Annotated in this window: 14 protein-coding genes; 10 read left to right on the top strand and 4 right to left on the bottom strand. The window is 68.0% G+C overall.

All coding sequences use genetic code 11. The features are described 5' to 3' along the window. The first annotated feature begins 80 nt into the window (after positions 1-80). Complete coding sequence (locus tag ABDC25_RS17765) at positions 81-338, top strand: hypothetical protein (RefSeq protein WP_347123925.1); 258 nt, start codon at positions 81-83, stop codon at positions 336-338. 22 nt (positions 339-360) lie between these two features. Continuing rightward, positions 361-1,677 carry a hypothetical protein gene (locus tag ABDC25_RS17760; RefSeq protein WP_347123923.1) on the top strand — a complete coding sequence of 439 codons (1,317 nt, stop codon included), beginning with the start codon at positions 361-363 and terminating at the stop codon, positions 1,675-1,677. A gap of 55 nt (positions 1,678-1,732) precedes the next feature. Here the strand turns inward: ABDC25_RS17760 and ABDC25_RS17755 are convergent, their stop codons facing one another. The 3 genes from ABDC25_RS17755 to ABDC25_RS17745 all read right to left on the bottom strand — a co-directional run bounded on the left by ABDC25_RS17755 (position 1,733) and on the right by ABDC25_RS17745 (position 2,759). Then, positions 1,733-2,134 carry a phage holin family protein gene (locus tag ABDC25_RS17755; RefSeq protein WP_021201595.1) on the bottom strand — a complete coding sequence of 134 codons (402 nt, stop codon included), beginning with the start codon at positions 2,132-2,134 and terminating at the stop codon, positions 1,733-1,735. Positions 2,135-2,372: 238 nt separating this feature from the next. After that, positions 2,373-2,549, bottom strand: a complete 177-nt coding sequence (locus ABDC25_RS17750) for a hypothetical protein (RefSeq protein WP_021201596.1) — start codon at positions 2,547-2,549, stop codon at positions 2,373-2,375. Positions 2,550-2,552: 3 nt separating this feature from the next. Beyond that, a complete protein-coding gene (locus ABDC25_RS17745) occupies positions 2,553-2,759 on the bottom strand; it encodes a ribbon-helix-helix protein, CopG family (RefSeq protein ID WP_021201597.1) in 207 nt (68 codons plus the stop codon). Between the two features lie 84 nt (positions 2,760-2,843). Between ABDC25_RS17745 and ABDC25_RS17740 the strand changes: the two genes are divergently transcribed. The 5 genes from ABDC25_RS17740 to ABDC25_RS17720 all read left to right on the top strand — a co-directional run bounded on the left by ABDC25_RS17740 (position 2,844) and on the right by ABDC25_RS17720 (position 9,765). Beyond that, positions 2,844-3,911: a histidinol-phosphate transaminase gene (locus ABDC25_RS17740; protein WP_021201598.1), complete on the top strand. Its 1,068-nt coding sequence runs from the start codon at positions 2,844-2,846 to the stop codon at positions 3,909-3,911. 115 nt (positions 3,912-4,026) lie between these two features. Next, the gene (locus ABDC25_RS17735; RefSeq protein WP_347123920.1) at positions 4,027-5,169 is read left to right on the top strand and encodes a thiamine pyrophosphate-dependent dehydrogenase E1 component subunit alpha; all 1,143 of its coding nucleotides are present in this window, start codon (positions 4,027-4,029) and stop codon (positions 5,167-5,169) included. 11 nt (positions 5,170-5,180) lie between these two features. After that, on the top strand, positions 5,181-6,146 hold the full coding sequence (locus ABDC25_RS17730) for an alpha-ketoacid dehydrogenase subunit beta (protein ID WP_029264836.1): 966 nt from the start codon (positions 5,181-5,183) through the stop codon (positions 6,144-6,146). Positions 6,147-6,174: 28 nt separating this feature from the next. After that, positions 6,175-7,521, top strand: coding sequence for a dihydrolipoamide acetyltransferase family protein (locus ABDC25_RS17725; protein ID WP_029264835.1), 1,347 nt, complete (start codon positions 6,175-6,177; stop codon positions 7,519-7,521). A 93-nt stretch (positions 7,522-7,614) separates the two neighbouring features. Then, on the top strand, positions 7,615-9,765 hold the full coding sequence (locus ABDC25_RS17720; RefSeq protein WP_347123918.1) for a prolyl oligopeptidase family serine peptidase: 2,151 nt from the start codon (positions 7,615-7,617) through the stop codon (positions 9,763-9,765). A gap of 43 nt (positions 9,766-9,808) precedes the next feature. On the opposite strand, the gene ABDC25_RS17715 is transcribed toward ABDC25_RS17720, so the two are convergent. After that, positions 9,809-11,029: an ROK family protein gene (locus ABDC25_RS17715; protein WP_021201603.1), complete on the bottom strand. Its 1,221-nt coding sequence runs from the start codon at positions 11,027-11,029 to the stop codon at positions 9,809-9,811. 100 nt (positions 11,030-11,129) lie between these two features. On the opposite strand from ABDC25_RS17715, the gene ABDC25_RS17710 reads away from it, so the two are divergent. Genes ABDC25_RS17710 through ABDC25_RS17700 form a run of 3 tightly spaced genes read left to right on the top strand, consistent with a single transcriptional unit; the run spans position 11,130 to position 14,301 of the window. Further along, the gene (locus tag ABDC25_RS17710) at positions 11,130-12,479 is read left to right on the top strand and encodes an ABC transporter substrate-binding protein (protein WP_046399054.1); all 1,350 of its coding nucleotides are present in this window, start codon (positions 11,130-11,132) and stop codon (positions 12,477-12,479) included. After that, complete coding sequence (locus ABDC25_RS17705) at positions 12,476-13,423, top strand: sugar ABC transporter permease (protein ID WP_172889164.1); 948 nt, start codon at positions 12,476-12,478, stop codon at positions 13,421-13,423. The genes ABDC25_RS17710 and ABDC25_RS17705 overlap by 4 nt, the downstream gene beginning before the upstream one ends. After that, on the top strand, positions 13,423-14,301 hold the full coding sequence (locus ABDC25_RS17700) for a carbohydrate ABC transporter permease (protein WP_021201606.1): 879 nt from the start codon (positions 13,423-13,425) through the stop codon (positions 14,299-14,301). Before ABDC25_RS17705 ends, ABDC25_RS17700 begins: the two co-directional genes overlap by 1 nt. Positions 14,302-14,348: the final 47 nt, after the last annotated feature.

The raw sequence follows: 14,348 nt of genomic DNA, 5'->3' as shown, positions 1-14,348 counted from the left end.
ACCCTGACCGGGCATCCATCTCTCCACCGTTCGCGGCGATCGGGCAGGGCGAGAAGCCCGTGATCCCGGAAGCTGGGGCCATGTACTCGTTCGTCAACATCCTCGATGTCGGCTCCGCGCACCTCGGCGACCTGCTTCTCGCCTCCCAGGAGATCGGAGAGGCGATCTCCACGCTCGAAGAATCCGGGGCGACTCTGGTCGCGCTCACCGATCGCTCCGACTGGCAGTCCGAGAGGTTCCGCGCGCTGAACGCGTTGCTCGAACGGCTGCGCGACGACACCGGAGTCGAGATCGGACACCTCTCGGTGCGGAGATGGGAACTCGGCGGGGCGGCATGAGCGGCGGAATGAGCGCGGCGGAATGAGCATGGTCGCAGGCAGGGAACCGTCGGCGGATGGCGGGGGATTGAGCATCGATCACGGCGGGGCGATCGCCGTCGACACCGAGCAGCTGCGCGATCTCGGGGCACGGATGCGATCGGTGGCGTCGGAGTACGAACACGCACGCGCCGCGGTCCGCCGGGCACACGCGCTCATCTCCTCGGCGCCGGAGACCGGTTCGGGAGTCGATGTCGGTGCACTGCAACGGAGTGTCGAGCGGATCGATGAACTGTGCGTCGAGATCGAGAACGCCTGCACGGGAACCCTGGTGATGGCTGACGCGTTCGAGGTGGTCGAGCTGCGCGCGCAGGCGGAGGCGCTCGCCCTCACCGATGCCGCGGCGGCGAGCGCCGTGCAGGCGCGCGCCGACCGGCTCGTCGCCGATGACGAACGGATCGGGACCATGGCCGAGTGGCTGGTGGCCGGCTGGAAGGAGCGGCGATTCGAGGGACTGGGCGAGCAGTACGACCTGGCGGGGGCGCTCCCGCCGCTGTTCCTCGCCGGGGCGATGGTGGGCGTCGCATCCGGGCTCGGCACGGTCCGGCCGGGGATGACGCTGGCGGGGAAGGCCGATCCCGTGCAGGTGATGCCCGTGAAGACGTCGGCTCCGAATGCGCCTGCCGGCCTCGCTGCGGCATTCCGTCGCATACCGGGAGCGGCCTCGCAGGTCGCGGTCGAGAAATACACGATGGTCGGTGGGGCGACCCGGTATGTGGCCTACGTCGCCGGGACTCAGGAGTCCCTGCCGTGGCGGTCGGGGAAGTCCGAGCCGTGGGACATGAAGTCGAACATCGAGCTCTATCAGGGCCGCGCATCGGCGTCGTATCAGGCCACGGTCGACGCGTTGGGCGCGGCGGGGGCGAGGCCGGGGGATCAGGTCGACGTGGTCGCGCATTCGCAGGGCGGGATGATCGCCGCCCATCTCGCGATGGAGAGCGATTTCGAGGTGTCGATGCAGCTGACCGCGGGGAGCCCGACCGAACCGACGCTCGGAGAGGATCAGACCCTGATCCAGCTCCGCCACACCGACGACGTCGTCTCGGCGCTCGCCGCCGGGGGCTCCGCGGCCGGCACGGGATCCCCCGACAGCTTCACGGCCTCGCGCGAAGGGGATCCGCACGACGGGATGCAGGACCTGACGCTGCAGACCCACCATCTCGAGACCTACATCGAGACAGCGGAGATGGTGGATGCGTCGGGCGATCCCCGCGCCGAGGCTCTCGACGAGTACTGGGACGAGCTCGGCCAGGCGGTCGAGGTCGAGCGGACCGAGTACCACGCCGAGCGAAAGGGGTGATGACCGACTTCGAGATCAGCCGGCTGCTTTCGAGCGGCTGGAGGAGCGCGCTTTCTCAGTCGCGGCGGCTCTTGCTCTGCGGGCGCAGGATGAAGCCGAAGATGCCGTTGATGATCGAGATGATGAGCGCGGCCACCACGCCCCACCAGAAGTCGCCGACCGTCAGGCCCCAGCCGAAGCCACTCGTGATCCAGGCCGTCAGCCACAGCAGGAAGCCGTTGATCAGGAACCCGATCAGCCCGAACGTGATGATGTAGAGCGGGAACGCGACGATCTTCACCACGGTGCCGATGATCGTGTTCACGAGGGCGAAGATCGCGGCCACCGCGAGCAGGGTCAGCACCAGCTGCAGCGTCTCGCCGGGCGGGAAAGCGGTGATCACGACCTGCAGAGCGGGGATGAGCGTGACGACCCAGAGGGCGAAGGCGTTGACGACGACGCGGATGATGAAGCGCATAGTCCGACCAGTGTCCCACGGACGCCCGCGAGATGTCAGCGCGCCGTGTCTTCCCGGATATGGGCGGCAATGACCTGCGCGATCTGCTTCAAGTCCAACCGACTCTGTGCGACGTCGAGGACGAGGTCGAATGCCTCGTCGTTCGTGAACGTCGGCTCGTAGCCGTTGAGTCGGATGAAGATGAAGGTGAGGTAGAGCGAGACGCGCTCGTTGCCATCGAACAGCGCGTGGTTCTGAGCTACCGAACTGTCAGCGCGGCGGCCTTCGCTTCGAATGTCGGGTACGCGTCGGCGCCGAGCATCCCTGCGGATGGTCGAGCGAGCGCGGAGAAGAGCAGTCCTTCGTCGCGGACGTGCAGGCCGAGCTTCGCGATCAGGGCGAGGGCCTGTTCCGGCTCGACGTACTCGATCGCCATCGCTCAGGCGTCTTCGAGGCGCTTGAGCGTGTCGGCGTAGCGCTCGGTGATCTCGTCCGCGATGGAGAGCACGCGATCCGTCTTCGACTCGCTGTTCGCGAAGCGCGTCGCCGCCTCGATGATCACCGCGTGCTTCGAGGTGTGCCGGGCGCGCGCGATCGCCTCGAGCTGAGCATCGAGTTCTTCCGGAAGTCGCACCGTCATCGCCATACCAGAATGGTACGACCGCGAATCGGTCGTCGACAGGGGAGAAGCCGCCGGGGAAGAGCCTGCTGCCCTCGTAGACTCGACCTCGTGACCGAGCCGATCCTGCCCCGCATCCGTCCCGCCATCGCCGCTCTCGCGCCGTACCGTCAGGGCAAGCAGGCAGGGCCCGATGCGTTCAAGCTGTCGAGCAACGAGAACCCCTTCGATCCGCTGCCCTCGGTGCTCGAAGCCCTGCAGAGCACGACGCCGATCAACCGCTACCCGGATGCCACCGCCGGCCGCCTGCGCGCGCGTCTCGGAGCCCGTTACGGGGTCGAGCCCGACCAGGTGCACGTCGCTTCCGGCAGCGTGTCGATCCTGCACCAGCTGATCCTCGCGACCGCTTCGGTCGGCGATGAGGTCATCTACGCCTGGCGTTCCTTCGAGGCGTACCCGAGCCTGCCGCTCGTGGCGGGCGCGACCGGGGTGCAGGTTCCGCTCACCGCCGATTCCCGCCACGACCTCGACGCGATGGCGGACGCCGTGACCGATCGCACGCGCGCGATCATCCTGTGCACGCCCAACAACCCGACCGGTCCGATCATCACGTCGGCCGAGTTCACCGCCTTCGTCGAGCGCGTCCCGAACGATGTCCTGATCATCCTCGACGAGGCGTACGCCGAGTTCGTCACGGCGCCCGACGCGGTCGACGGTCTCGCCGAGCGCGTGTTCGAGCAGCACCCGAACGTCGTGGTGCTGCGCACCTTCTCGAAGGCCTACGGCCTCGCCGGCCTCCGCGTCGGCTACGCGATCGGCCACGAGAAGGTGCTCGACGCCGCGCGCACCACCGGCATCCCCCTCTCGGTCACGTCCGCCGCCGAGAACGCCGCGATCGCGAGCCTCGACGCCGAGCCCGAGCTGTTGGAGCGTGTCGCCGTGATCGTCGAGCGACGCGCCCGCCTGGTCGAGGGCCTCCGCTCACAGGGCTGGGACGTCCCCGACTCCCAGTCCAACTTCGTCTGGCTGCCCGCAGGAGAGCGCACCGACGAGGTCGCTGCGGCCTTCGTCGAGAACGACCTCATCGTCCGGCCGTTCTCGGGGGACGGCATCCGCATCTCGGTGGGCGAGGAGGGCTCCATCGCCCGCGTGCTCGAGGTGGCCGCTTCGGTCCGCTGAGCCGTCGCCGCACCGGCCCGGGGCGGTTTTCCGCGGTTTTCTCCGGGTTCCGGGCAGTTACAAGGGCGTCCTAGGTATGCGTGACGACGCATGCGGGCGCGGGTAGCGTGAGAGCGTGACCACCTCCGAGACACCCCTTGTGAGCGTTCTGGACGAGACCGGACGGTACGCCCCGTCGGCCGCCGCAGAACGGTACCTTCCCCTGATCGAAGCGATCGGCGACGCCGAACTCGAGCAGTTCTACCGGGACATGGTCGTCATCCGCGCGATCGACACCCAGGCGACGAACCTGCAGAGGCAGGGGCAGCTCGCGCTGTGGCCGCCGAGCCGGGGGCAGGAGGCGGCGCAGGTCGGCTCCGGTCGTGCGGCCCGTGCGCAGGACACGATCTTCCCTTCGTACCGCGAGCACGCGGTGACCCGCATCCGCGGCGTCGACCCGGTCGACATCATCAAGCTGATGCGTGGTGTCTCGCACGGCGGGTGGGACCCCACCGACCCCAAGAACGGCAATACCCGGCTGTACACCCTCGTGCTCGGGTCGCAGGTGCTGCACGCGGCCGGCTACGGGATGGGTCTCGCGTTCGACGGCCGCACCGGTACAGGCGACCCGGACCGCGACGAAGCGGTCATCGTCTACTACGGCGACGGTGCGTCCAGCCAGGGAGACGTGCACGAGGCGATGGTCTTCGCCGCGAGCTACCAGGCGCCGACCGTCTTCTTCCTCCAGAACAACCACTGGGCGATCTCCGTGCCCGTCTCCACGCAGTCGCGTGTGCCGCTGGTGCAGCGCAGCGCCGGCTACGGCATCCCGAGCGTCCGGGTCGACGGCAACGACGTGCTCGCCAGCTATGCGGTCTCGCGCACGGCTCTCGACGAGGCCCGTGCCGGCAACGGCCCGCAGGCGATCGAGGCCGTCACCTACCGGCTCGGCGCGCACACCACCAGCGACGACCCGACGAAGTACCGCGGCAGCGACGAGGAGCAGTACTGGGCCGGTCGCGACCCCATCGTCCGGATGCGCGCGTTCCTCGAAGGACGCGGTGCCTCGGCGCAGCTCTTCGCCGACGTCGAGGCCGAGGCGGCGGATGCCGCGGAGGATCTGCGCGCCCGTACGGTCGAGCTGGGGCCGCCCAGCCCGGACAAGATGTTCGACCACGTGTACAGCGATCCGCATCCGCTGATCGACCAGCAGAAGGCCTGGCGCGCGCAGTACGAGGCGTCGTTCGAAGACGCGTCGCTCGAAGGAGGAGCCCGGTGACTCTCGAGACGATGCCGCTCAGCAAGGCGTTGAACGCGGGTATGCGCAAGGCGATGGAGAACGACCCGAAGGTCCTGCTCATGGGCGAGGACATCGGCAAGCTCGGCGGCGTCTTCCGTGTGACGGAGCACTTGCAGCGCGACTTCGGCGACCGCCGGGTGCTCGACACTCCGCTGGCCGAGTCGGGCATCGTCGGGACCGCGATCGGCATGGCGATGGTCGGTTTCCGTCCGGTCATCGAGATCCAGTTCGACGGTTTCGTGTTCCCTGCGTTCGACCAGATCACCACCCAGCTCGCGAAGCTCACCAACCGGCACGAGGGCGCGATCAGCATGCCCATCGTGATCCGCATCCCCTACGGGGGACACATCGGCGCGGTCGAACACCACCAGGAGAGCCCCGAGGCGTACTTCGCGCACACCCCGGGCCTGCGCGTGGTCTCGCCGTCGACGCCGAACGACGCGTACTGGATGATCCAGGAGGCGATCGCCTCGAACGACCCGGTGATCTTCATGGAGCCGAAGAGCCGCTACTGGCAGAAGGGCGAGGTCGAGCTCGATTCCTCCGCCGTGCCGCTGCACTCCTCACGTGTCGTGCGCACGGGCAGTGACGTGACCCTCGTCGGACACGGCGCGATGGTCACCACCCTCCTGCAGGCCGCGGCGCTCGCCGAAGCCGAGGGCACGAGCTGCGAGGTCGTCGACGTGCGCTCGCTGTCGCCGGTCGACTACGAGCCCATCCTCGACTCGGTGCGCAAGACCGGACGCATGGTCTACGCGCAGGAGGCCCAGGGCTTCGGAAGCATCGGCGGGGAGATCGCGGCGACCGTCATGGAGCGCGCGTTCTATGCGCTCGAAGCTCCAGTGCTGCGCGTCTCCGGTTACGACACCCCGTTCCCGCCCGCGAAGCTCGAAGGCGCATATCTCCCGGATGCCGACCGCATCCTCGAGGCCGTCGATCGCTCACTCGCCTACTGACATCCCCGCTCGGCCGAAAGGACTCGTCATGAGCACGCAGAATTTCACCCTCCCCGACGTCGGGGAAGGCCTGACCGAGGCCGAGATCGTGGCCTGGAAGGTCGCCCCCGGCGACACGGTCGCGATCAACGACGTGCTCTGCGAGATCGAGACGGCCAAGTCGCTCGTCGAGCTGCCGTCGCCGCACGCGGGTGTGGTGGGCGAGCTGCTGGTCGAGGAGGGAACGACGGTCGAGGTCGGCACGCCCATCATCACCTTCGTGACCGAGCCTGCGGCGGGTGCAACGGCCGCTCCCGTCGCCGTGGCTCCCGCCGCAGAAGAGGGCGGCGGATCGGTGCTGGTCGGCTACGGCACGGGAGGCGGCGCCACTTCGCGTCGCAAGCGCCCGGCCGAGCGTCCGGTGCGCTCGTCGGTGGGCGTGATCGCGAAGCCGCCGATCCGCAAGCTCGCGCGCGACCTCGGCGTCGACCTCACCACGGTCGCCGCGACCGGCGCCGACGGCGAGGTCACCCGGGACGACGTCATGAAGCACGCGTCGCAGGCGAGCGTCTTCCGCAACATCGAGACTCCCGAGTGGGGAGCCGTGCGCGAGGAGACCGTGCCCGCACCGCAGGCTGCACCGGCAGGGCTCGCACGTGGACTCACTCCGACCCAGCCTTCGGCCGCCGGCGACGACCGCACCGAGTCGATCCCGGTCAAGGGTGTGCGCAAGGCCACGTCTTCGGCGATGGTGCAGAGCGCGTACTCGGCCCCGCATGTGACGGTGTGGAAGGAGATCGACGCCAGCCGCACGATGGAGCTCGTGAAGCGTCTGAAGGCCTCACCCGATTACGCCGATATCCGCGTCTCGCCGCTGCTGATCATGGCTCGCGCCGTGATCTGGGCCGCCCGTCGCACGCCGATGGTGAACGCGGCCTGGATCGAGACCGAAGCCGGTGCGGAGATCGCCGTGCGCCACTACGTGAACCTCGGGATCGCCGCCGCCACCCCGCGCGGCCTGCTGGTGCCGAACATCAAGGACGCGCAGGATCTCGGCATGAAGGACCTGGCGCGGGCTCTGAACCGTCTGACCCTCACGGCGCGCGAGGGCAAGACTCCGCCGGCCGATCAGCAGGGCGGCACGATCACGATCACGAACATCGGTGTGTTCGGGATGGATGCCGGCACGCCGATCATCAACCCCGGCGAGGCGGGCATCGTGGCGATGGGCACCATCAGTCAGAAACCGTGGGTCGTCGACGGCGAGGTGCGTCCTCGTTGGGTGACCACGGTCGCAGGCTCCTTCGACCACCGCGTGATCGACGGCGACGGCATGAGCCGCTTCATCGCCGACGTCGCCTCCGTGCTCGAGGAGCCCGCGCTGCTCGTGGACTGACGGAATACAGTCTCTCGGCGGTGCGTTGCCGATCCCTAATGCCGGATTCCGATCTCGTCGGACTCGTCCGCACGCCACAGATCGGAGCAATGCATGAATTCTGAGAACACGGCGGATGGGGTCCCTGCGACGCGTCTCGCCGACGTGGTGGAAATCCTCCACGGACGGGCGGTACCGGATCCGTACCGGTGGCTCGAAGAGCCTGACTCCGCTGAAACCGCGGCATGGGTGCGTAGCCAGAACGACTTCACGGAGTCTCAGTTGTCAGCACTCCCCGAGCGCCAATGGTTCCAGCGCGTGCTCTCCGATGTTCTTTCGGCTCCCCGGTCCGGCGCGCCGCGGAAGGCGGGCGGTCGATATCTCGTCTCCCGGAACGACGGCGCCCAGAACCAAGATGTGTGGTGGCAGGGAGCGACGCTGCATGAGCTTGCCACGGGAGGGGGGAGCGTTCTCCTCGACCCCAACCGATGGTCCGACGACGGTACGACCGCAGTCCTCGACGTCGAGGTGAGCAAGGACGGACGGACCCTGGCTGCCGTCGTCAGCGAAGGAGGAAGCGACTGGAGTGAGTATCGCCTGTTCGACGTCGAGACGGGGGACCCGGTCGCCGACGATGCGATCCAGTCGAAGGGCATGCCGCCAGCTTGGCTTCCCGACAGCGCTTCGTACGTCTATGCGGCGCCCGTGCGGGACGCGACGATGACCGGAACCGAGACCAGTGCGACCGGGCGCTGGAGATTGCTCCACCACCGTGTGGGAACTCCGGAGTCGTCCGACCGCGTGCTCCTTGACCACCCCGAAGAACCCGGGGCTCTCTACCTCTACTCCGTCTCGCACGATGGTCGTTGGCTCGTCGTCGACCTTCGAATCGGCACCGCGCTGTCGAATCGACTCTGGGTCTTCCCCCTCGAGACGCAGGAGGACCGAACGTCCGTGGGTGAACCTCTGCGCGTGATCGACGAGGACGAGGCGGCATTCGACTTCGTACGAATGGTCGGAGAACGGCTGCTGTGTCGGACGGATCTGCATGCGGAGCGCGGGCGGATCGTCAGTATCGACCTCGCCTCCTTCCGCCAGACGGGGGTGGCCGACGTCACCGAGGTGATTCCCGCGGGCGAAGGCACCCTGACGTTCGCTTTGGCAGCAGGTGACGAACTGCTGTTGGTGCGGCTGTCGAACGCGGTTCCCCGGATCGAGAGGTACAGCCTCGCGGGCGAACGGCGGGGTGTGGTCGATGCTCCGGCCGGAGAGCCGATCGAGGGCCGATGGTGGGCGTCGCCGGACGATGAGGAGTACTTCGTCGCCTGGACGACCCCGACCCGCCCGTCGTTCGCCCTTCGAGCCACCACAGGGACGAATCGTCTCGAGCCGATCCCCGGCCTCTCCGTGAGCAGCGGAGCGGACGGCGCGGAGGATGCCGATATCACGCAGGCATGGGCGACGAGCAAGGACGGCACCAGGGTTCCGTACTTCGTCGTGCGCCCGGCGGGGCAGGAGGATGTCGGACCTCGACCGACGATGCTCTGGGGATACGGCGGCTTCGGGGTCGTCATCGGCACCGATTACTACCCCGCGCTTGCCGGGTGGCTGGCTGCCGGGGGTACCGTCGCCATCGCGAACCTGCGCGGGGGAGGGGAGTTCGGTCGCGAGTGGTACGACGGAGGGCGGCGTGCGCACAAACAGAACGTGTTCGACGACTACATCGCCGTCGGTGAGCATCTGCTCGCGACGGGAGTGACCGGACCCGATCAGCTGGTCCTTCATGGGGCGAGCAACGGCGGCCTTCTGGTCGGGGCGGTCATCACCCAGCGCCCGGATCTCGCTGCCGTCGCGCTCCCCAACGTCGGTGTCATGGACCTGCTTCGGTTCCACCTCTTCACGTTTGGCGCCGCATGGATCTCGGACTACGGCGACCCGGACGAACTCGAGGACTTCGAGATCGCGATCGCCTACTCGCCAGTGCACAACGTGAAGCCGGCCGCCTATCCGGCGACGATGGTGACGACGGGTGACCACGACGACCGGGTCGTTCCCCTGCACAGTTACAAGTTCGCCGCAGCCCTGCAACGGGCCCAGCGCGGCGAAGCACCGATTCTGGCCAGGATCGAGACGAACAGCGGACACGGCGCAGGCAAGGGTCGAACCAAACTCATCGCCGAGCTGGCCGACATGCTCGCTTTCGCGGCACGCCACAGCGGATTGGACGTGCTCGGGCGCGACAAGGCTTCGGGAGCATCGGCCTGACCTCATGGACGAGCGTGGTGGCGGAGCGTCGCCGGATCCCGCGTCAGGCGCTCGCGCGGAGGCGCTCCTCCGCCAACCGTGGCACCGCGTGCTCCCTCGCCGCCTTCCGGGCGGTCGCCACGGCTCCCCGTGACACGACTTCGGCCCCGAGCGTCGACGCGAGGATCTCCGGCGCCGGCAGGTGCAGCTCTTCGGGGAGGATGCGACGGGCTGCGGTCAGCACGGGCTCGATGCTCTCGGCGACCGCTCCGCACACGATGACGCGCGCCGGGTCGTACATGCTGCCGAGCACGCCGACGATGCGGGCGACGGTGGCCCCGACGCGCGAGGTGACCAGCGCGGCGTCCGGATCGCCTGAGGCCGCGAGGGTCAGCACCAGACGGGGGTCGATGCGGTCGGCCTCGACGAGCCGGCCGACGGTGCTGTCGCCGGCGATCTCCCCGGAATCCACAGCTGCACGCACCTGATCCTGCACGGCGTAGCGGAGCCCGAACGCCGAACCCACACCCACGATGTGGTCGAAGACGACGCCCTCGCCGACACCGCCGTGCGCACCGTGCAGCACATGGCCGTCGACCACCACGCCGCCGCCGAACCGTTCGCTCGCGAGCAGCGCCACGTAGTCGCGGCATCCGATCGCCGCGCCCTCAGCGCCCTCGGCGATGGCGGCGAGTTGCGCGTCGTTCTTGATCTGCACGACCGGGGCCCAGTCGCTCAGTGCCTCGGCGAGTCCAGGGTTGGTCCGTTCCCAGAAGCCGTCCGGGTGAGGTGGGGAGATGCCGTCGCGGTTCACGGGCGCCGCGACGCCGACGCACAGCGCGAGCACCTGGTCGCGCGTCACCTCGGCCTCGGCGAGCGCATCGTCCAGGCGCTCCAGTATCGCCGTGCGCCGCTCGGGCGCCGTCTGCCCCGGCTCGAACTCCACGCGGTGATGCACGAGGGTCCGATCGAGGGGGTCGGCCACGGTCACGGCGAGGTGGGTGTCTCCCGCGTCGACACCGATCACGACCCCGAGATCGGGGGCGAGGACGAAGCGACGCGAGGGGCGGCCGGAGCGGTAGGTGCCCGCGGCGCGGGCGTTCGGCAGCTCGCGCAGCACCTCGGCCCCGACCAGCGTGTCGATGGCGTCGATCGCGGTGGAACGGGTCAGGGAGGTGCCGGCCATCGCCTCGGTCGCGGTGAACTCGCCGGCGGTCCAGGCGAAGTCGAGGACGGCACCGACGCTCGCGCGTCCGGTTCCCAGGTCTGCGGAGACTTCTGTCATGGCCCTTGACCTCCCTGTCCTCCAATGAGAGAGTACCGTTCGATAGAGTAAATTCGCTCACTAGATTTAGTGCAGGAATTTACATGACGGAAGGACGACGGTGTCTGAGAGACGAACACGCGCGGTGCGAGCGGCGGCCGCGGCCCTGGGGGTCACCCTGGTCGGCACAGCCCTCGCGGGTTGCGCCGCCGACACGGGAGCGGAGACCATCCGCTTCACCTTCAGCAAGCGCGAGGCGATCGAGTTCATGACCGCCCTCGTCGCCGAGTACAACTCCTCGCAGAGCGACGTGAAGGTCGAGATCGACACCTCGGGCGTCGATGTCGTCTCGGCGAGTTTCGTGCGGGGCAACCCGCCCGACATCATGCTCGCCAACTACAACTACGAGATCGCCCGGTTCGTGCAGCGCTGCGCGCTCACCGATCTCGCAGGCACCGACGCCGCCGCGGGCATCCGCGACGACCTGCAGCCGCTGATGGACCAGTACGGGTCCTGTGAGGGCCGCACCAGCGCCCTCCCGTACTCGGTGATGGCCGCGTCCGTCATCTACAACAAGGAGATCTTCCAGGCGCAGGGCCTCGAGGTCCCGCAGACCTGGGACGAGCTGCTCGCGGTGTGCGACCAGCTCAAGGCCGCCGGCATCGATCCGTTCTACGGCACGTTCAAGGACGACTGGACCGTGGGCCAGGGGTGGTACGACTACACCGCGGGCGGCTCGGTGGACGTGATCGATTTCTTCGATGCCCTCGCCGATGAGGGCGCGGACGTCGGTCCCGACTCCGCGGTCTCGTTCTCGAAGGACTTCGCCGAGCCGATGGACAAGATGATGCAGCTCGCGAACGACTACACCAACGCGGATGCGCCGAGCCGCGGCTACGGCGACGGCAACCTCGCTTTCGGCAAGGGCGAGGCCGCGATGTACCTGCAGGGCCCGTGGGCCTTCAGCGAGATCGCGAAGACCGCACCCGACCTGCAGCTGGGCACCTTCCCGCTGCCGATGACCGACGACCCGGCCGACCTCGGCGTGCGCGTCAACATGGACCTGGCCGCGATGATCCCCGAGGGTTCTCGCCATCAGGAGGCCGCCCGCGACTTCCTCGAGTTCCTCTACGAGCCGCAGAACATCGAGGAGTACAACGCCTCGCAGCTCGGCTTCACCCCGACGAAGGGTGCTCCCGCCCCCGACGACCCCCGCATCGAGGGGATGGTCGAGTACTACGACAACGGGCAGATCTACCAGGGCCCGTCGGTGCTCGTGCCCAAGACGCTTCCGATCATGAACTACGCGCAGGCGATGGTGCTCGGCGCCTCTCCGACCTCCATCCTGCGCACGATGGACGCGGACTGGGCCCGCATCGCCTTCCGCGCGCCGATCCCGTCGACGAAGGACGCCGCGTCCGCTTCCGGCGCCCCATCCGCTTCCGGCGAGACAGAGGAGTCCGCGCCATGAGCACCACCACGCCCACCACGCCCACCGCGCCCGGTGACAGCACGACCCTCATCGTCACCGGCGGCGACCGGAAGCTCCGGCGGCACACGCGTCGCGTCGAGCCGATCTACTACCTGTTCCTGCTGCCGACGCTGGTGCTCTTCACGCTCGCGATCACGGTTCCGGGAGTCATCGGCATCTTCTTCAGCTTCACCGACTCGATCGGCATCGGGGAGTGGAGCTTCAACGGACTGACGAACTACATCGCGCTGTTCAGCGATCCGTCGATCCTGCAGAGCTACCTGTTCACCTTCGGGTTCTCGATCGCCACGGTGATCGTCGTCAACGTGGTCGCGTTCCTGCTGGCGGTCGGGCTCACCTCGCGCATCCGCTTCAAGACGGGCCTGCGCACGATCTTCGTGATCCCGATGGTGATCTCGGGCATCATCATCGCCTACGTCTTCAACTTCCTGTTCTCGAACTCGATCCCCGCGGCTGGCGCGGCGGCCGGCATCCCGTGGCTCGAGACGAGCCTGCTCGCCAACCCCGACCTCGCCTGGATCGCCATCGTCATCGTCACCGCCTGGCAGGCCGTGCCCGGCACCCTGCTGATCTACATCGCCGGCCTTCTCTCGGTTCCCGGCGAGGTGTACGAGGCGGCGAGTATCGATGGCGCCAGCAAGGCGCAGCAGCTCACCCGCATCACGCTCCCGCTCGTCGCGGGCTATGTGGTGATCAACGTGATCCTCGGATTCAAGGGGTTCCTGAACGCCTACGACATCATCGTCGGCCTCACCAACGGAGGCCCCGGAACCTCCACCCGCAGCGTCGCGATGACGATCATCGCGGGCTTCAACGGCGGCGACTACGCCTATCAGATGGCCAACGCGACCATCTTCTTCATCGTCGCCGTGCTCATCTCCCTCCTCCAGCTGTCGCTGACGCGCGGAAGGAACGCACTCTGATGTCGACGCAGACACTCACCACCGTCCCCACCTCGGGCAAGAAGCCGCGCGTGCGCATGGAGCGCGTCAACTGGTCGGGCACGATCATCCTGATCCTGTGCGCCGTGACCGTGCTCCTGCCGCTGTACGTGACCATCTCGATGGCGCTCAAGACCACGGGTCAGGCGGTCGACGGCAATGCCTTCTCGCTGCCGGCCCCGTTCAGCGTCGACGGTTTCGTCGAGGCGTGGACGCTGACGAAGTTCCCCGTCGGTGCGGGCATCTCGCTGCTGGTCACCGCCGGCACCGTGATCGCGACGATCGTGCTGGCGGCCTTCGCCTCCTACGCCATCGTGCGCAACTGGGACCGTCGGCTGTTCCGCTACTCGTTCTTCTACCTGCTCGCGGCGATGTTCATCCCGTTCCCGGTCGTGGCCCTGCCGCAGATCCAGCTCACCGGACGCGTCGGGCTCGACAACCCGTTCGGCGTGATCATCCTCGCGACCATGTTCCAGTTGAGCTTCAGCGTGCTGCTGTTCACCGCGTTCCTGCGCTCGATACCGATCGAGCTCGAGGAGAGCGCGCGCATCGACGGAGCCACGACCTGGCAGACGTTCTGGAAGCTCATCTTCCCGCTGCTCGCCCCGATGAGTGCGACGGTCGGCATCTTCGCCTTCCTCTACGCCTGGAACGACTTCATGATGCCGTCGCTCATCATCGCCGATCCGGCGCTGCAGACGCTGCCGGTGCGGCAGAACCTGTTCCAGAACCAGTTCAGCAACAACTACAACGTCGCCTTCGCCTCGTACCTCATGGCGATGGCGCCCGCGATCGTGGCCTACCTGTTCACGCAGCGGTGGGTCATGGAGGGCGTCACCCAGGGCGCCGTCAAGGGCTGACCGCCGCACCGCTCGAACCGCCCGAGCCGCTCGAAGCCACCGAAGCC

Origin of the sequence: Microbacterium sp. SY138, assembly GCF_039729145.1 — a bacterium.
GTDB lineage: Bacteria > Actinomycetota > Actinomycetes > Actinomycetales > Microbacteriaceae > Microbacterium > Microbacterium maritypicum_A.
This window is presented reverse-complemented; position numbering and strand designations above follow the sequence as displayed.